At 70.6% G+C, this 18,423-nt stretch carries 12 protein-coding genes and 1 riboswitch; of the genes, 6 read left to right on the forward strand and 6 right to left on the reverse strand.

The window, feature by feature from the left end; all coding sequences use genetic code 11:
- Positions 1–12 precede the first annotated feature (12 nt).
- Genes recC through arfB form a run of 4 tightly spaced genes read left to right on the forward strand, consistent with a single transcriptional unit; the run spans position 13 to position 9,723 of the window.
- Entirely contained in the window at positions 13–3,351 is a 3,339-nt protein-coding gene (gene recC, locus WS57_RS23855; protein WP_069244917.1) for an exodeoxyribonuclease V subunit gamma, read from the forward strand.
- A complete protein-coding gene (gene recB / locus WS57_RS23860) occupies positions 3,348–7,058 on the forward strand; it encodes an exodeoxyribonuclease V subunit beta (protein WP_059514415.1) in 3,711 nt (1,236 codons plus the stop codon). The genes recC and recB overlap by 4 nt, the downstream gene beginning before the upstream one ends.
- The gene (locus tag WS57_RS23865; protein ID WP_069244918.1) at positions 7,055–9,322 is read left to right on the forward strand and encodes an AAA family ATPase; all 2,268 of its coding nucleotides are present in this window, start codon (positions 7,055–7,057) and stop codon (positions 9,320–9,322) included. The genes recB and WS57_RS23865 overlap by 4 nt, the downstream gene beginning before the upstream one ends.
- Complete coding sequence (gene arfB / locus WS57_RS23870; protein WP_040127038.1) at positions 9,319–9,723, forward strand: alternative ribosome rescue aminoacyl-tRNA hydrolase ArfB; 405 nt, start codon at positions 9,319–9,321, stop codon at positions 9,721–9,723. The genes WS57_RS23865 and arfB overlap by 4 nt, the downstream gene beginning before the upstream one ends.
- Positions 9,724–9,781: 58 nt before the next feature.
- Here the strand turns inward: arfB and WS57_RS23875 are convergent, their stop codons facing one another.
- From WS57_RS23875 to thiC, 6 genes are all read right to left on the reverse strand, one after another.
- Entirely contained in the window at positions 9,782–11,065 is a 1,284-nt protein-coding gene (locus tag WS57_RS23875; protein ID WP_040127039.1) for an EAL domain-containing protein, read from the reverse strand.
- 267 nt (positions 11,066–11,332) lie between these two features.
- The gene (locus tag WS57_RS23880) at positions 11,333–12,259 is read right to left on the reverse strand and encodes a DMT family transporter (RefSeq protein WP_059601895.1); all 927 of its coding nucleotides are present in this window, start codon (positions 12,257–12,259) and stop codon (positions 11,333–11,335) included.
- Between the two features lie 162 nt (positions 12,260–12,421).
- The gene (locus tag WS57_RS23885) at positions 12,422–12,679 is read right to left on the reverse strand and encodes a hypothetical protein (RefSeq protein WP_009694351.1); all 258 of its coding nucleotides are present in this window, start codon (positions 12,677–12,679) and stop codon (positions 12,422–12,424) included.
- A 322-nt stretch (positions 12,680–13,001) separates the two neighbouring features.
- On the reverse strand, positions 13,002–13,214 hold the full coding sequence (locus WS57_RS23890; protein ID WP_040127041.1) for a glycine zipper 2TM domain-containing protein: 213 nt from the start codon (positions 13,212–13,214) through the stop codon (positions 13,002–13,004).
- Positions 13,215–13,475: 261 nt separating this feature from the next.
- A complete protein-coding gene (locus tag WS57_RS23895; RefSeq protein ID WP_155741224.1) occupies positions 13,476–14,939 on the reverse strand; it encodes an IS1182 family transposase in 1,464 nt (487 codons plus the stop codon).
- A 104-nt stretch (positions 14,940–15,043) separates the two neighbouring features.
- On the reverse strand, positions 15,044–16,975 hold the full coding sequence (gene thiC, locus WS57_RS23900; RefSeq protein WP_040127042.1) for a phosphomethylpyrimidine synthase ThiC: 1,932 nt from the start codon (positions 16,973–16,975) through the stop codon (positions 15,044–15,046).
- A gap of 122 nt (positions 16,976–17,097) precedes the next feature.
- Positions 17,098–17,215, reverse strand: a riboswitch (TPP riboswitch).
- A 175-nt stretch (positions 17,216–17,390) separates the two neighbouring features.
- Here thiC and WS57_RS23905 point away from each other — a divergent pair.
- Entirely contained in the window at positions 17,391–17,657 is a 267-nt protein-coding gene (locus WS57_RS23905; RefSeq protein WP_009694348.1) for a pentapeptide MXKDX repeat protein, read from the forward strand.
- 116 nt (positions 17,658–17,773) lie between these two features.
- Complete coding sequence (locus WS57_RS23910; RefSeq protein WP_059482553.1) at positions 17,774–18,406, forward strand: cytochrome b/b6 domain-containing protein; 633 nt, start codon at positions 17,774–17,776, stop codon at positions 18,404–18,406.
- Positions 18,407–18,423: the final 17 nt, after the last annotated feature.

Genomic DNA, 18,423 nt, shown 5'->3' on the forward strand with positions numbered 1-18,423 from the left:
AACACCCGCTTCATGCTCCAGCTCTTCTATTCGAATCGCCACGAAACGCTGGCCGACGCGCTGCTCGACGATCTGGCCGCGTTCCCGGCCCGCAACGGCCCGTGGGCGCCGCAGCAGATCATCGTGCCGAGCGCGGCGCTGCGGCGTCGGCTCGAACTCGACATCGCCGCGCGCCACGGCGTGTGCGCGAACGTCGAGTTCACGTATCTCGCGCAATGGCTGTGGACGCAGATCGGCCGCGTGCTGACGGTGCCCGCTCGCTCGCCGTTCGCGCCCGACCGCCTCGTGTGGCGCTGCTACCGGCTGTTCGCGCAGGCGGCCGACGGCGCGCCGTGGCTCGCGTCGCCGCGGCTCGCTGCCTATCTGTCCGCGTCCGACGACGCGATGCGCTACGAGCTCGCGCACCGCGTCGCGACCGTGCTCGATCACTACCTGACCTATCGGCCCGAATGGCTCGCCGCGTGGCAGGCCGGCGAGTCGGTGCTGGCCGGCGACGCCGCGCCGCGCGGGATCGGCGATGCCGCGCGCGACGACGAGCGCTGGCAGGCCGCGCTGTGGCGCGCGCTGCTCGCGGAGCTGAGCGACAGCGGCACGCCGCCCGCGCATCGCTTCCTCGCCGACGCGCGCCATCTCGATGCCGACGCGATCGCGCGGATCGACTGGCCCGAATCGGTCAGCGTGTTCGCGCTGCCGACGATGCCGCCCTTGCACATCGCGCTGCTGCGCGAGCTGTCGCGCTGGATCGACGTGCGCGTCTATGCGCTGAACCCGTGCCGCGAATTCTGGTTCGACATCGTGACCGCCGCGCATGCCGAGGCGCTCGATGCGGCCGGCCGGCTCGACTATCAGGAAGTCGGCCATCCGCTGCTGGCCGAGTGGGGCCGGCAGACGCAGGCGCAGCTGCACATGCTGCACGAGCTTACCGAAAGCGCGGCGCTCGGCGATGCATCGCGGTTTGTCGAGAATCCCGCGCCGACCTGGCTCGCGCGCGTGCAGAACGCGATCCTCGAACTGCAACCGGAGGCCGAACTCGGCGTGCCGCCGGCCGAGCGCGGCATCGAGGTGCATGTGTGCCACAGCCTCGCGCGCCAGCTCGAAGTGCTGCACGACCGCCTGCTCGCATGGTTCGACGCGGACCCGAGCCTGCAGCCGTCCGACGTGCTGGTCGCGGTCGCCGATCTCGCGGCGGCCGGGCCGCTGATCGACGCAGTGTTCGGCACGGCCGGCGCCGGCGGCGCGCGCGTGCCTTACCGGATCACCGGCCTGCCGCCGTCGCAGGCGAACCCGGTCGCGCGCGTGCTGCTCGACTGGCTCGCGCTGCCGGACCGGCAGGTCGGCGCGCCGGAACTGGTCGAATGGCTGCGCGTCGATGCGGTGGCGGCCCGCTACGGGATCGACGCGAACGCGCTCGAGACGGTGCAGACCTGGCTCGCGGCGGCCGGCGCGCGGCGCGGGCTCGCGCCGGTCGCGCACGATGACGCGGCCGTGCCGGCGCCGCGCCATACGTTCGCCGATGCGCTCGCGCGGCTGTTTCTCGGCTATGCGATGCCCGACGGCGCCGCGCCGGTCGGCGCGTGGCTGCCGATCGAGGCGGCCACCGGCAGCGAGGCCGAGCTGCTCGGCCGGCTCGCGCGCTTCACCGACGATCTCGACGGCTTTGCGCGGCGGCTGGCCGACGCGCACACGCCGCGCGCGTGGAGCGAACTGTTCGCCGACACGCTCGCGCGCTTCTTCGACTCGGGCGCGGCCTACGCGGACGCGCTCGCGGGCGTGCGCGACGCGCTCGACGCGATGCTGGCCGCGATGACCGAAGGCGCGGCCGACGAGGCGCTGCCGGCCGCCGTCGTGCGCGCGGGCCTCGCCGCCGCGCTCGACGATCCCGCGCGCGGCGGCGTGCCGTGGGGCGGCGTCACGTTCTCGTCGCTGACGAGCCTGCGCGGGCTGCCGTATCGCGTCGTGTGCCTGCTCGGCATGGACGACGGCGTGCTGCCGAGCCTCGCGCGCGCCGACGAATTCGACCTGATGGCCGTCTTGCCGAAGCTCGGCGATCGTCAGCGCCGCGACGACGAGCGCAACCTGTTCCTCGACCTGCTGCTGGCCGCGCGCGACCGGCTGCTGATCGCGTACACGGGCCGCAGCATTCGCGACAACGCGCCGCTGCCGCCCGCGGCGCTCGTCGACGAACTGCTCGACCATCTCGCGCTCGTCACGGCCGAGCCCGACGCCGCGCCGGATGCGGTCGATGCCGCGCGCCGCGCGTTCATCGTCGAGCATCCGCTGCAGCCGTTCGCGGCCGCGTATTTCCGGCCCGACAGCGCGCTGGTGTCGTACGACGCCGAACGCGCGACGCTCGCGTCGCTGCTGGCCGCCGACGCATCGCGCGACGGGCCGCGCGAGCAGCCGTTCTTCGCGCAGCCGCTGCCGCCCGAACCGGTCGAGCCGGTCGCGTTCAGCGAGTTCGAACGTTTCTGGCGCCACCCCGCGCGCGCGTTGCTGCGCGCGCGCCTCGGCATCGTGCTGGCCGATGCGCAGGCCGAACTGCTCGATACCGAGCCGTTCGCGCTCGACTTCGCGGGCAGCGACGCGCTCGCCGCGCGCGTGCTGCCGCTGCTGATCGAATCGGACGAAGCGCGCGCGCACGACCACGCGCTGCGCATCGCGGACGCGAGCCCCGAGCTGCCGGGCGGCGCGACCGGCGCCGTGTGGCGCGACCAGGCGCTCGGCTCGCTGTCGCAGCTTGCGTCGAGCGTGCGCCGCGCGCTGGCCGACGGCACCGAGCGGCGGCCGTTCGCGCTCGACATCATGCCGGCATGGCCGGACACCGGGCAGGCGCTGTTCGGCGCCGACGACGCGGCGCTGTCGCGCGACGCGCTGGGTGCGCCGCTCGAACTGCACGGCACGCTGAACCGGCTGACGCCGGCCGGGCAGATCATCTATCGCTATGCGCGGCCGAGCGCACGCGACTATTTGTCCGCGTGGCTCGCGCATCTCGTCTACTGCGCGATCGACCCCGACGGGCCGCGCCGCACGCTGTGGTTCGGCAGCGGCGGCGCGTTCGAGCTGACGCCGGTCGCGGCGCCGCTCGATCAGCTCGCGCCGCTGGCCGCGCTGTTTCGCGCCGGGCGGCGCATGCCGCTGCGCTTCTTTCCGCGCAGCGCATGGGCGTGCGTCTCCGACGGCGAAGCGAAGGCCGCGAGCGTGTGGATCAACGAGCGCGTCGTCAGCGAGGCCGACGATCCGGCAATCGCGATCGCATGGCGCGGCGCGCATCCGTCGCTCGACGAGCCGTTCGGCACGCTGGCGCGGCTCGTGTTCGAGCCGCTCGTCGACCATCTGAAGGAGCTCGCATGAGTGCCGTCACGCAGCCGCAGGCGGCGCTCGAACTCGATGTATTCGCGTGTCCGCTCGACGGCGTCAACCAGATCGAGGCGTCGGCCGGCACCGGCAAGACCTGGAACATCTGCGCGCTCTACGTGCGCCTGCTGCTCGAAAAGGACCTCGGCGCGGACCAGATTCTCGTTGTGACCTTCACGAAGGCGGCGACTGCCGAACTGCACGAACGGATCCGCGGGCGGCTCGCGCAGCTCGCGCACGCGCTCGAGACCGGCGACGACGGCGGCGATCCGTTCATCGTCCGGCTGCTCGACACGACGCTCGGCGACGACGGCGCGCTCGACCCGGAGACGGCCGCGAAGCGGATCCGCCGCGCGCTGCGCGCGTTCGACCAGGCCGCGATCCATACGATCCACGCGTTCTGCCAGCGCGCGCTGCAGGAAGCGCCGTTCGCGGCCGCGATGCCGTTCGCGTTCGACATGGAAGCGGACGATGCGGCGCTGCGCTTCGAGCTGGCCGCGGATTTCTGGCGCACGCGCGTCGAGCCAATGGCCGCGCGCTGGCCCGGTTTCGCGGGCTGGCTCGTCGAATCGGGCGCCGGGCCCGCCGCGCTCGACGCGCAGCTGGCGCGCCGGTTGAAGAAGCCGCTCGCCGCGCTGCGCTGGGACGGCGTGACCGAACCGGACGATGCGGCCGAAGCCGCCGCCGCCGAATGCTTTGCCGAGGCGGCGCGGCTGTGGGCCGCCGAGCGCGACGCGATCGACGCGCTGCTGCGCACCGCGCAGCCGGTGCTGAACCAGCGTTCGCACAAGCCCGACGCGGTGGCCGATGCACTCGGCGCGTGGACTGCGCATTTCGCGCAGCGCGACGCGACGGCCGCGCTGCCGAAGGCCGCGCTGAAGCTCACGCGCACCGCGCTCGCGAAGGCGACCAAGAAGGGCGGCGCGACGCCCGAGCATCCGTTCTTCGAGGTGGCCGACGCGCTCGAAGCGGCGGTCGCGGCCGCCGAGGCCGCGCAGCGCGCGCGCTGGCTCGCGCTGATCGCCGAATGGCTCGACACCGCGCCGGGCGAGCTGGCCGAGCGCAAGCGCACGCGGCGCGTGGTGTCGTTCGACGACCTGCTCGCGAACCTGTACCACGCGCTGCACGCGCATCCGTGGCTCGCCGAGACGCTGCGCGCGCGCTATCCGGCCGCGCTGATCGACGAGTTCCAGGATACCGACCCGCTGCAGTTCGCGATCTTCGACCGGATCTTCGCGCCGGGCGGGCCGCTGTTTCTCGTCGGTGATCCGAAGCAGGCGATCTACAGCTTCCGCGCGGCGGACCTGCACACGTACCTCAGGGCGCGCGAGCGCGCGAGCGCGTGCTACACGCTTGCGGTCAACCAGCGCTCGACGCCGTCGATCGTCGAGGCGTGCAACCGCCTGTTCCTGTCGAATCCGCGCGCGTTCGTGCTCGACGGGCTCGATTACTACGCGGTGCGCGCGGGCACGCGCGTGCGCGCGCCGTTCGTCGACGACACCGATCCGGGCCCGGCCGGCGACTTCCGGATCTGGACGCTGCCGGGCGGCGACGCGACGCTGCTCAAGCGCGATGCGCAGGCGCAGGCCGCGCAGGCGTGTGCGGCCGAGATCGCGCGGCTGATGCGCGGCGCGCGGGAAGGGCACGCGCGGCTCGGCGACGCGCCGCTGTCGCCGGGCGATATCGCGGTGCTCGTGCAGACGCACCGGCAGGGCAGTCTCGTGAAGCGCGTGCTTGCCGCGTGGGGCATCGGCAGCGTCGAGCTCGCGCAGGCGTCGGTGTTCTCGACCGGCGACGCCGAGCAGCTCGAGCGCGTGCTCGCGGCGATCGACGCGCCGGGCGACCTGCGGCGGCTGCGCGCGGCGCTGGCATCCGACTGGTTCGGCCTCGACGCGGCCGCGCTGTGGCGCATGGAGCAGGGCGGCGGCGATGCGCAACGCGACGCGGACGATGGCGGCTCGATCGACGCGATGAGCTGGGTCGAGCGCTTTTCGCGCTATCGCCTGCTGTGGCGCGAGCGCGGCTTCGCGGTGATGTGGCGCACGTTCACGCGCGAGCTGCGGATCGCCGAGCGGCTGATGTCGGGTGCGGACGGCGAGCGTCGCGTGACCGACATCAACCATCTCGCCGAACTCACGCAGGCGCGCGCGTCCGCGCAGCCCGGCATCGCGCCGACGCTGCGCTGGCTCGCCGCGCAGCGGCTCGACGGCGGCGGCGAGGAGGCGCAACTGCGGCTCGAATCCGATCGCAACCTCGTGCAGATCGTGACGGTGCACAAGTCGAAGGGGCTCGAATACGCGGTCGTGTTCTGTCCGTTCCTGAACGACGGCGGCTTGCGCGAACCGCCCGCGTCCGGGTTGCCCGACGCGCGCGAATATCACGACGATGCGGGCGACGCGGTGCTGCACTACGGGTGCGACGACGAAGCCGCCGCGCACGCGGCGCGGCAGGTGCTGCGCGAGCAGGCCGCGGAACGCGCGCGGCTCGTCTACGTCGCGCTCACGCGCGCGGTCTATCGCTGCTATCTCGTCGCGGGGCCGTACCTGTCGTCGCGTTCGACGCGCGAAGCGCGGCGCAGCGTGCTCAACTGGCTGGTCGCCGGCGCCGGGCAGTCGTTCGACGCGTGGCTCGACGAGCCGCCCGACGAAGCCGCGCTCGACGCCGCGTGGCGCGCGCTCGCGGGCGGCCCGGTGAGCGTCGCGCCGCTGCCGGTGCCCGCGCGCCGCGAGCGCGTCGCGGCCGGGCACGATGCGTCGCAGACGCTCGCGGCACGCCATGCGACGCGCGTGCTGCGCGATGCGTGGCGGATGGCGAGCTTCAGTTCGCTGACCGCGTCGATGGCGCGCGAGGAAGCGGGCGTCGCGGCAGTGCCGGACGACGATCTGCGGCCCGACCACGATGCGCTGGCGGCGCTCGTGCCGGACGGCGACTTCATCGTTGCCGATACGCCGGCCGTCGTGCCGCCCGACGACGACATCCTCGTGTTTCCGCGCGGCGCGGCGGCGGGCGAGTGCCTGCACCGCCTGTTCGAGCTGAGCCGGTTCACGCAGCCCGACACGTGGCGCGAGGCCGCGCTCGGCGCGCTGCACGACCGCCCGGTCGAGGCCGAGCCGGAACTCGCGGCGCGTCTGCCCGCGATGATGGTGCGGCTGGTCGACGACGTCGTGCATACCGAACTCGTGCCGGGCATGCGGCTGGCGGATCTCGACCCGGCGAAGCGTCTCGACGAGATGGGCTTCCTGTTTCCTGCGCCGTCGCTCGACCTCGGCGCGCTGCGCCGGCTGCTGGTCGCGCACGGCTATCCGGACGTCGCACTGGAGGCGGGCACGCTCGCCGGTTTCATCAAGGGTTTCATCGACATGATCGTCGAACACGACGGGCGGTTCTGGATCGTCGACTGGAAGTCGAACCATCTCGGCAATACGCCGGACGCCTACGGCCCGCGCGCGCTCGACGTCGCGATGGCCGATCACGCGTACCACCTGCAGGCGCTGCTTTATACGGTCGCGCTGCACCGCTATCTGCGCGGGCGGCTGCCCGGTTACGACTACGACACGCATGTCGCGGGCTACCTGTACCTGTTCGTGCGCGGCGTGCGGCCCGGCTGGCGCAGCGGCGGCGAGCCGGCCGGCGTGCATGCGCGCCGGCCGTCGCGCGAACTCGTCGACGCGCTCGACCGGATGATGGAAGGGGGCCGCGCATGAACGCAGCGGACGATACGCTCGAATTCACCGGCGGCCTCGTTGCGCGGCTGCCGGAGCCGGCGGATTTCGGCATCGCGCTTGCGGAAGGGTTTGCGCGCCGCATCGGCGATCTCGCGCGACGCGCGGGTGCGCCGGCTGCGGCGGCGCGCTGGGCCGCGCGCGCGGCGTTCGCGACGAGCCGCGCGACGGCCGGCGGCCACGTGTGCGTGTCGCTCGGCGCGCTCGCGCAGCGCTACGAGGCGCCGCTCGACGACGTGCGCGCGGCGCTTGCCGCGAGCGGCGTCGTCGCGTTCGGCACGCTCGCGCGCGGCGACGAGCGGCCGCTGATCGTCGACCGGCACGACCATCTGTACCTGTCGCGCTATTTCGACTACGAGCGGCGGCTGGCCGACGCGCTCGTCGCGCAGGCCGGCGTCGCGATGCCCGACGATGCGCTGTCGCCCGAGCGGCTGCGCGCGAGCCTCGCGCGCTATTTCGGGCCGGCGACGGCGGAGGTCGACTGGCAGCGCGTCGCGGCGATCGTCGCGCTGACGGGCCGTGTGACGATCGTCAGCGGCGGCCCCGGCACCGGCAAGACGACGACCGTCGTCGGCGTGCTGGCCTGTCTGCTCGACGCGCAGCCGGCGCTGCGCATCGCGCTGGCGGCGCCGACCGGCAAGGCCGCGCAGCGGATGCAGGAAGCGCTGCACGCGCGCGCCGGCGAACTGCCGCCCGAGCTGGCGGCGCGCCTGCCCGACACGTCGTACACGCTGCACCGGCTGCTCGGCGGCGGCGGCGCGACGGGCTTCCGCCATCATCGCGACAATCCGCTGCCGTACGACCTGATCGTCGTCGACGAAGCGTCGATGATCGACGTCGCGCTGGCCGCGCACCTGCTCGATGCGCTCGCGCCGGGCGCGCGGCTCGTGCTGCTCGGCGACAAGGACCAGCTCGCCGCGGTCGAGGCAGGCGCCGTGTTCGCCGAGCTGAGCGCGCGGCCGACCTTTACCGCTGCGGCGCGTGCGCGCATCGCGCAGGCGCTCGGCATCGACGAGGCGGCGTTCGTCGCGGCGCTGCCGGTGCCGGATGACGGCGCGGCGGCAGCGGTGTCGAAACCGGCTTCGGCTTCGGCTTCGGCGACAGCGCCGGTATCCACGCGCAAACCCGCACGCCGCGTCGCAGTCGATACGCGGCAGGCGTCGCTTTTCGACGACGAACCGCAGGACGATGCGCCCGCGCCGGCCGGCGTGGCCGCGGCGCATTCGGACGAAGCGAGCACCGCGCTCAATGCCGGCGACGCGCCCGCGTGGATCGAGGCCGACGAACTCGCGTGGCTGGACGCCGCGGTGTTGCCGCCGTTCGACGCCGGCGCCGCGGCGCTGGCTTCCGCTGCGTCGCCGCCGACGTCACCGTCCGGCGACGCCGCACCCGCGCCGACCTCGCCCGCGCCGCTCGCGGACTGCGTCGTGTGGCTCGAGCGCAACTACCGCTTCGGGCTCGATTCGCCGATCGGCCGGCTGTCGCTCGCGATCCGCCGCGGCGACGTGCAGGCCGCACTCGACGCGCTGCCGGCGGACGACGCGGCCGCCGCATCGTTTCACGACGACGCGGGCGAGACGCTTGCGGCCGCGACCGTCGAGCGGCTCGCGCGGCGCTTCAGCGCGTATCTCGACGCATTGCGCGATGCGCAGGCCGCGCCGACGCCCGATCCGCTGCCGCTGTTCGATGCGCTCAATCGCTTCCGGATCCTCTGCGCGACCCGCAACGGCGCGCGCGGCGCCGAGCACGTCAACGCGCTGGTGGCCGCGCACGTGCGGCGCGCGGCGCGCGTGCCGCTCGCGGTCGGCGCGCACTGGTTCACCGGGCGGCCGATCATGGTCACGCGCAACGACTATGCGCTCGGCCTGTTCAACGGCGATATCGGCATCGCGCTGCCCGACGCGCACGGCGTATTGCGCGTCTGGTTCAGGCGTGCGGACGGCACCGCGCGCGCGGTGTCGCCGGCTGCGCTGCCGCCGCACGAAACCGCGTTCGCGCTGACGGTCCACAAGTCGCAGGGCTCGGAGTTCGATGAGGCCGTGCTGGTGCTGCCGGCGAGCTTCGGCCGCGTGCTGACGCGCGAGCTCGTCTATACGGCTGTCACGCGCGCGCGCACGCGCGTGCAGGTGATCGGCCCGCGCCGTGTGCTCGCGCAGGCGGTCGCGACGCGCACGCAGCGCGATTCGGGGCTGTCGGCGCGCGTCGACGAGGCGCTCGCGCGGCGCCGCGCGGAGGCCGCACGATGATGATTCGCTATACGCTCGATCCGGCCGAGGTCGAATGGACCGCCGTGCGCGCGCAGGGCGCCGGCGGGCAGAACGTCAACAAGGTGTCGAGCGCGATCCACCTGCGCTTCGACATCCGCGCGTCGTCGCTGCCGCCGGTGCTGAAGGAGCGGCTGCTCGCGCTGTCCGACCAGCGCATCACGCGCGACGGCATCGTCGTGATCAAGTCGCAGGAACACCGGACCCAGGAGAAGAACCGCGAAGCGGCGCTCGCGCGGCTCGATGCGCTGATTCGCGGTGTCGCGTTCACGCCGCGCGCCCGGATCGCGACGCGGCCGACGCGCGCGTCGAAGGAGCGGCGGCTCGAGCACAAGGCGCGCCGCAGCGTGGTGAAGTCGGGGCGCGGCAAGATCGTCGATTGATTCCCGTCGGCCCGCGCCGCGCGTATCTGCGGAGAGGCCGGCCGGTTCGCGCGGCTGCCTAGCGCATCACGGTGCCCGCGCTGTCGAGCACGAAATCGACGCAGAACACGACGAGCCGGTCGCGCGCGCGGGTTGCGACGGCGGCCGTATAGCAGTCGCGGCCTTCGGTTAGCGAGAAGTGCGGCCCCATCAGCGCGACGCGGCCCGGTGCGGCGATCGCGCGCTGGAAATACGGGCGGCGCGACCAGTTGCTGTGCGTTTCCGGAAACAGCGGCGCGAGGCGCGTGCCGCCGGGCGGGCCGTCGTCGGGAGGCGGGGCGCCGATCGACGGCAGGAACTGCTCGCCGATCTCGTCCGTGACGAACACGCGGCGTGCGGCCGGCACCGCGAACACGCGCTGCGCGGCGTCCTGCAGGTTGCCGCTCGCGGCGAACGCGGCCGCGCCGGCGAGCACGAGCCGCTCGATCGCGTCGAAGCCCGGCTGGGTCGCGGCGACCGGCACGTGTCGGCGCGCGATGAAGCGCCGCCACGCGGCGTCGAGCATCGCCGGCGCGGCCGCGCTCGCGTGCGCGATCGACGCGTCGGGCTGGCCGAACTGGAAGCCCTGCACGAAATCGATGTCGGCATCCATCAGCGACTGCAGCGTGTCGTCGCTTTCGACGCCTTCGGCGAGCACCATCGTGCCGGCCTGGTGCAGCATCGAGACGAGGTGATGCATGATGCGGCGGTCCTCGCCGGACCACGTCGAGCGCTCGACCAGCGAACGATCCAGCTTGACGATGTCGGGCCGCGCTCGCCACACGCGATCGAAATTCGAGAAGCCGGTGCCGAAATCGTCGATCGCGATCAGGAAGTCGCGATGCTGGATCATGTCGATCGTGCGCGCGAGCTCGGCTTCGTCGCGCGCGGGCTGCTCGACGACCTCGAGCACGATGCGGTTCGGCGGCAGCGCGAAATGCCGGCACAGCGTTTCGACGAACTCGCGCTGCACGAGGCCCGAATCGAGCACGCGCGGCGTCACGTTCAGGAACAGCCAGCCGTCGCCGATCCCCTGCGCGACGAAATTGGCGGTATGCAGGCAGCGGGCGAGCCGGTCGAGCAGCAGCGCATCGGCGTCGGCGCGCGTGCGGTCGAACAGCGCGGTCGGCGAGATCAGCGCGCCGTTCGCGTCCACGACGCGCAGCAGCGCTTCGTAGCCGACGACCCGCTTGTGCGTGATCGACAGCACCGGCTGGAATACGCTGCGCAGCGTCGTGCCGCGATAAGTGGCGAGCCAGCCGGCGGGAGTCGGAGTGAGGCGGGCGAGCAGGGAGTCGAGCGAGAGGTCGCGGGAGGGCTTCATGTCAGCGGCGCCCTGGGGCGATCGGAGGGGCGGTATCCCGCCGCCACGCAAAAGCAGTCGCGCGCGAAGGTGGACGCGGCAGAACGTGGGGCATCGTGACCGCCTTCTGCGGATAAGTGCATCGAGTGTACCGGGAATGGCGCCGCTCGCGTATCAGGGTAACTCCACACGCGTGCGGCAGCGCAGCCGCGGTTGCGGGCGACGGCGGCGGCCGTGGTCTGCCGGCCGCCCGGCGCGTCGGAGCGCGCCCGTGCCGCTGCCCGCGTTTCAGGCCGCCTCGCCGCCGCGCGGCCCGACGCCCGGAATGCGGCGGATCACGCCGGTCGCGAGCGCGGTGCCGACGAGCACGATCGCGCAGCCCTCGATCATCGCGAGCGACACGTGTTCGCCGAGGAACAGCGCGCCCCACAGCAGGCCGAACACCGGAATCACGAAGGTCACGGTGATCGCGCGGGCCGGGCCGACGTGCGAGATCAGGTAGAAGAAGATGAAATACGCGATGCCCGTGCACGCGATGCCGAGGCCGAGCACGGCGCCCCACGCGTGCGCGCTGACGGGTGCGGCCGGCCACGTCGCGAGCGCGAACGGCAGCAGCAGCACGGTCGAGCCGATCATGCTGCCGGTCGCATTGATCAGCGGATCGACGCCGCCGAGCCTGCGTTTCGTGTAGTTGGCCGCGATCCCGTACAGCAGCGTCGCGCCGAGCGCCGCGGCGGCGGCGAGCGCGGTCGCGCTGGCGCCGGCGCTGCCGTGCGCATGCGCGATCTGGTCCCATACGAGTGTCAGCACGCCGGCGAAGCCGATCACAAGGCCGAGCGCACGCGGCAGCGACAGCCTGTCCTTCAGCCACAGGTACGCGACGAGCGCGCCCCACAGCGGCGTCGTCGCGTTGATCACCGACGTCACGCCGGCCGACAGCGTCAGTTCGGCGAACGCGAACAGGCAGAACGGCGCGCCCGAATTCAGCACGCCGACGACGAACAGCGGCCACGCATGACGGCGCAGCCGCGCGACGAGATCGGCGGGCTTGAAGCGTGTCAGCGCGAGCGCGGTCAGGAACAGTGCGCCGATGCCCACGCGCAGCGCCATCAGCGGCGCGACGCCGAATTCGGCGACGCCGATCCGGATGAACAGGAACGACGCGCCCCACAGGGCAGCGAGCACGGTCAGCAGAAGGGCGTTCTTGGGCGACATCGGGTGGGGCGGGATGAAAGGGATGCGGCGAATCTTACACCGCGCGCCCGGCCGTCGTTTCACGCTCGAATGAAACGACAAGAAACGGCAATGCGGCGCGGCGCCGGCGATGTCGTCACGGCATCGCCGGCGAGCCGGCCCTGAAGGAATGCGGCGCGTCGCTCAGTGGTGACGCCAGCCGCCGTGTCCGCCGCCGAAGCCGAAGCCCAGCGATATCGACGGGCCCCAGTAGCCGCCCCAGGCGGGCGCATAGGCGGGGGCTGGATAGTAGTACGCGGGGCCCGGGTCCACGTAGACTGGCGCGGGCTGGACCGGCGCCGGCGCGGCCGCGTAATAGCCGGACGGATAGTAGCCGTAAGGGTAGTAGCAGCCGGCGAGCGTCGAGCAGGCGAGTGCTGCCGCGACAAGGGTCCTGTTCATGATGTCACTCCGGCAGGCCGGCAAGCGGCCGATGCTTGGGGGCTGTTCATGCCGGCCGCGAACGGTGGACCGGCTTGCGCCGCGATCGGCGGGTTCGAACCGGAGCAGGGCGCGCGCGTGACGGGCATGGACATGAATCCAGCTTACGCCGCACCTCCGTGACACGCTGTACAAAACGGTAACGGATCATTTCCGGCGAGCGTGCGGCGCGCGTGGCCGCCGGACGCAGCCGCACGCAAAAACGGCGTTCCCGCGACGCGGAAACGCCGTTCGGCCGGTTGTCGTCGCCGCGCGTGGCGCGGCGGACGGGCCGCGGGCCGGCTTACTTGCCGACCTGGTTGCCGATGATGCCGCCGGCCGCCGCGCCGCCGAGCGTCGACAGCGCGTTGCCGCCGATCGCCGCCCCCGCTACGCCGCCGACGCCTGCACCGATGGCCGTGTCGCGCTGACGTCGCGACATCGAATCGCAGCCCGACAGGCTGGCCATTGTCGCGACGAGCAGTACACATATTCCGATACGCCGGGTCGAGTTCATGGTCGTCGTCCTTGTGTTGTGAAGGAAGGCGCGCAGCCGCCGGGCGACCGCGCATGAGTCCAATCTACGCGCGCTCCGGCGGTGCTTCTGTAAGCACTTGTTAAGCTAATCGCGGTTTCGTAATCATTTGTTTCGCGCAGGCCCGCAGGCACGCGCGATGCGCGCCATGTCCTTCGGCATGAAAAAAGCCCGCTCGAAAGCGGGCTCAGATTGCTGACGAACCCCACGTTTTTGGAAGCGTGGGGTTTTGTCTTTCTGGGATCAGGATTGCGAGCTCGCCGCGAGCGGGTAGTCGAAGCTGCAGCGCAAACCGCTCACCAGACGCAGCAGCATGCGCACGAAGCGCCAATCGGGACCCGCTGGCCCCTTTTTCCGCTTCCGCGCCACCAGCATCGCGATCTTCTTGATGTTCTGCGCCGCCGCGGCCAGCAAGCACTGCTCGGCCACCTTGCGTAGCCCACGCATACGCGCATAACGGTGCCCATGCAGTTGCTTGGCATCGGCGAAGCTACGCTCCACCGTCTCCTTGCGCCGCGCGTAAATGCGTTGGCCCCATTCGGTCAAGCGCCGCGCGTCCACCTTCTCCTTGGCGCGCTCCCACACGTGGCGCGTCACCACCTTCACCGCGTTCGCACTGTTCGTGCACTGCGCGCGTACCGGGCAACGCCGGCAGATCTGCGGGTTGGATTTGTATTCCCGGTAGCCGACTCGATTGGTCGTGCTGTAAGGCAGTGCCTGCCCCTGCGGGCACACGTATTCGTTGCGATACGCGTCGTACTTGAACTGCCGTTTGTAGAACATGCCCGGCTTGTGGTTCGGCGTGCGATAGCCCATCACCCCGGCAATCCCTCGCTCCTCCAGCCCCTGGCACACCGCCGGCGTGAAGTAGCCCGCATCCAGCCCCACCGCATCGACCTTGAACTCGAAGCGCTCGCGCTGCCGATCCAGCCGATCCAGATACGGCTGGCTGTCGTGCACCGAGGCCGGCGTCACATGCGTATCGGTGATGATCGCGTGCCGGGCATCCACCGTGCGGTGGTCCAGATAGAAGAACCCTTTGGGCTTGTCGTCCCGAACCATGTAGCCGCTGTCCGGATCGGTTCGGCTGATCTTGGTGTCCTTGCTCGGCGGCGGCTCGTCGTCGTCGCGATCCAGCGGCTTCTTGCCATGCGCGGCCCGGTCCGCATCCACCGCCGCATTCAGCGCCTCCGTGTACGCCGCAGGCGTCTGCTCCAGCTTCACGACATCAAACTTGCCTTTGTTCGCATTCGCCTTCAGGTGCGTGCTGTCGGTGTACAGCACCCGACCATCGACCAACCCGCGCTTCATTGCCTGCCGCACGATCTCGTCGAAGATCTCCTGATACACCACCGTGTCCGGGAAGCGGCGGCGGCGATTCTGCGAGAACGTCGACGCATCCGGCACCTTGTCGGTCAGCCGGAACCGCGCGAACCACCGATAGGCGACGTTGACCTGGACCTCACGCATCAGTTGCCGCTCGCTGCCCACCCCAAACAGGTAGCCGATGAACAGCAGCTTGAACATCACCACGGGATCGAGCGCTGGCCGCCCGTTATCCGCGCAATACAGATGCGCCACCTTCGCGCGGATGAACTCGAAATCCACCGCCGCGTCGATCTGGCGCAGCAGGTGGTCCTTCGGCACGAGTTCCTCGAGCGTCACCATCTCGAGTTCGTGCTGCGTGGGCATGGGCGTCTTCAGCATCACGCCATTAAAAAACAAAACCCCCGCACTTGGCGAGGGTTTGTCAGCAATCTGAACCCGCTCGAAAGCGGGCTTCGTGCATTGCGACGCGGTGCGTCGCGGTGTTATTGCCGGTGATAGATTTCCGAGCCGCTCTTCACGAACTCGACGGCCTTGACTTCCATCCCCTTTTTCAGCGCGTCGGTTTCGGACACGCCCTGCTGCGCCGCAAACTCGCGCACGTCCTGCGTGATCTTCATCGAGCAGAAGTGCGGGCCGCACATCGAGCAGAAGTGCGCGACCTTGGCCGAATCCTTCGGCAGCGTTTCGTCGTGGAATTCGCGCGCCTTGTCCGGGTCGAGACCGAGGTTGAACTGGTCTTCCCAGCGGAACTCGAAGCGCGCCTTCGACAGCGCGTTGTCGCGCACCTGCGCGCCCGGGTGACCCTTCGCGAGATCGGCGGCGTGCGCGGCGAGCTTGTACGTGATGATGCCTTCCTTCACGTCGTCCTTGTTCGGCAGGCCGAGGTGCTCCTTCGGCGTCACGTAGCACAGCATCGCGGTGCCGAACCAGCCGATCATCGCGGCGCCGATGCCCGACGTGATGTGGTCGTAGCCCGGCGCGATGTCGGTCGTCAGCGGCCCGAGCGTGTAGAACGGCGCTTCCTTGCACCAGTCGAGCTGGAGATCCATGTTCTCCTTGATCAACTGCATCGGCACGTGGCCCGGGCCTTCGATCATCACCTGCACATCATGCTTCCACGCGATCTGCGTGAGCTCGCCGAGCGTCTTCAGCTCGCCGAGCTGCGCTTCGTCGTTCGCGTCGTAGATCGAGCCGGGACGCAGGCCGTCGCCGAGCGAGAAGCTCACGTCGTACGCCTTCATGATCTCGCAGATCTCTTCGAAGTGTTCGTACAGGAAGCTTTCCTTGTGATGCGCGAGACACCACTTCGCCATGATCGAGCCGCCGCGCGACACGATGCCGGTCATCCGGTTCGCGGTGAGCGGCACGTACTGCAGGCGCACGCCCGCATGGATCGTGAAGTAGTCGACGCCTTGCTCGGCCTGCTCGATCAGCGTGTCGCGGAAGATTTCCCACGTGAGGTCCTCGGCCTTGCCGTTGACCTTCTCCAGCGCCTGGTAGATCGGCACCGTGCCGATCGGCACCGGGCTGTTGCGGATGATCCACTCGCGCGTTTCATGAATGTGCTTGCCGGTCGACAGGTCCATCACCGTGTCGCCGCCCCAGCGGATCGCCCACGTCATCTTGTCGACTTCCTCGCCGATCGACGACGTGACGGCCGAGTTGCCGATGTTCGCGTTGATCTTCACGAGGAAGTTGCGGCCGATGATCATCGGCTCGGATTCCGGGTGGTTGATGTTCGCGGGGATGATCGCGCGGCCGCTCGCCACTTCCGAGCGCACGAATTCCGGCGTGATCTCGGTCGGCGCATTCGCGCCGAAGGCCGCGGCGCCGAACGCCTGGCCCGGATGCTGGCGGCCCATCATCGCGGCCAGCTTCGCGCCGTTCGGGCCGCTCGCCTTCAGGCTCTCGAGGTATTCGGCGCGGCGCTGGTTCTCGCGGATCGCGATGAACTCCATTTCCGGCGTGATGATGCCCTGGCGCGCGTAGTGCATCTGCGTGACGTTGCGGCCAGCCTGCGCGCGGCGCGGATTGCGGTGCAGGCCCGGGAAGCGCAGGTCGGCCGTGGCCGGATCCGCCGCGCGCTCGCGGCCGTACTGGCTCGACAGACCCGGCAGCGTCTCGGTGTCGCCGCGCGCCTCGATCCAGCGCTGGCGCAGTGCCGGCAGGCCTGCGCGGATGTCGATCTTCGCGTCCGGGTCGGTGTACGGGCCCGACGTGTCGTACACGTAGACGGGCGGATTCTTCTCGCCGCCGAAGCCGGTCGGCGTGTCGGCCTGCGTGATTTCGCGCATCGGCACGCGGATGTCGGGCTGCGAGCCCGTCACGTAGATTTTCCGCGAGTTCGGCAGCGGCGCGATGGCAGCGGCATCGACGTGGGCGTCGGCAGACAGAAACTTCGGATTGGCGTTCATGCAATCTCCTTGTCGGCCCGAGTTGGCGCGCTGGCGTTCACCCGGGTCCCGTGACGAATGTGGGGCTCGAGCTAAGCAGGAGACGAGGCTTGGTGAGGCGGCGGATTTCGTCAGAGGGATGGCGGCGAAATCCGTACGCTTCCCTGCGCTGGCATTATCCAGATCAGGTTCAAAGGGTATTTCTCACCCACAACGCCGGTCGGTTCGACCGGGAGCATTGCAGGACCCCCGCGTTAGCAAGGGCACACGATACACCGCCTTGGCGGCGGTTTCAACCGGTCGCGAAGCGGCGCTCGCGGTGCGCTGCAGCATCGGCGCTGCTCGCGCCGCCCGAAAAATTTTTTCGGCATCGCTGTCATTTCCGGCGACGTGCGCCGTCTATTCGGCTCCTCAACCCATGTACCGGAGTGAAGTCATGAACAAGATCCTGATGGCCGTCTGCGTCGCCGCTTTCACCACGCTTGCAACGGGCGCCCATGCGCAGAACGATGCGATGTCGAAGGACGACATGTCGATGTCGAAGGATGCGATGGGCCACGATGCGATGGCGAAGGACGGCGCGATGAAGAAAGACGCGATGAAGAAGCACGCAATGAAGAAGGGGGCGATGAAGAAGGATGCGATGTCGCACGACGAGATGGGCAAGTCGATGCAGGGCGACAAGATGAGTCCGTCGAACTGAGCGACGCATGCGGGGCGCGGCCGGCGCGTGCGCCGGCGCCGCGCCAGGCGACGGCGCGCGATGCGCATTGGGCTGCCCGCGTCGCGGACCGTCGCATCCTCCCGGGAGTCTTCATCATGCAAACCGTATCCGCCCCCGATCGCGCGGTCGTGCCGCCGCCCGCGCGCCCGATCCATCCGGCCTGGGTGCGCGCGAGCCACTGGCTCAACGCACTCGCGGCCGTGCTGATGGCGCTGTCCGGCTGGCGCATCTACGATGCGTCGCCGATCTACCCGTCGTTCACGTTCGCGCACGGCATCACGCTCGGCGGCTGGCTCGGCGGCGCGCTGCAATGGCATTTCGCGGCGATGTGGCTGCTCGTCGGCAACGGCGTGTTCTATCTCGCGATGGCGATCGCGACCGGACGCCTCGCGCGCAAGATGCTGCCCGTCACGCCGGCGTCGATCTGGCGCGACGTGCGCGCGGCGCTGCGCGGCCGGCTGTCGCACGACGACCTGAGCGTCTACAACGCGGTGCAGCGCGCCGCTTACCTGACCGCGATCGTCGACCTCGTGGTGCTCGTGCTGTCGGGGCTCACGATCTGGAAGTCCGTGCAGTTCCCGCTGCTGCGCGAACTGTTCGGCGGCTACGACAACGCGCGCATCGTGCATTTCTGGGCGATGGCGCTGCTCGTCGCGTTCTTCGTCGTGCACGTGGCGATGGCGCTGCTGGTGCCGCGTTCGCTGCTTGCGATGCTGCGCGGCCGCTGATCTGCGCAAGGGGGAAT

Source organism: Burkholderia pseudomultivorans (assembly GCF_001718415.1).
GTDB classification, from domain to species: Bacteria; Pseudomonadota; Gammaproteobacteria; order Burkholderiales; family Burkholderiaceae; genus Burkholderia; species Burkholderia pseudomultivorans_A.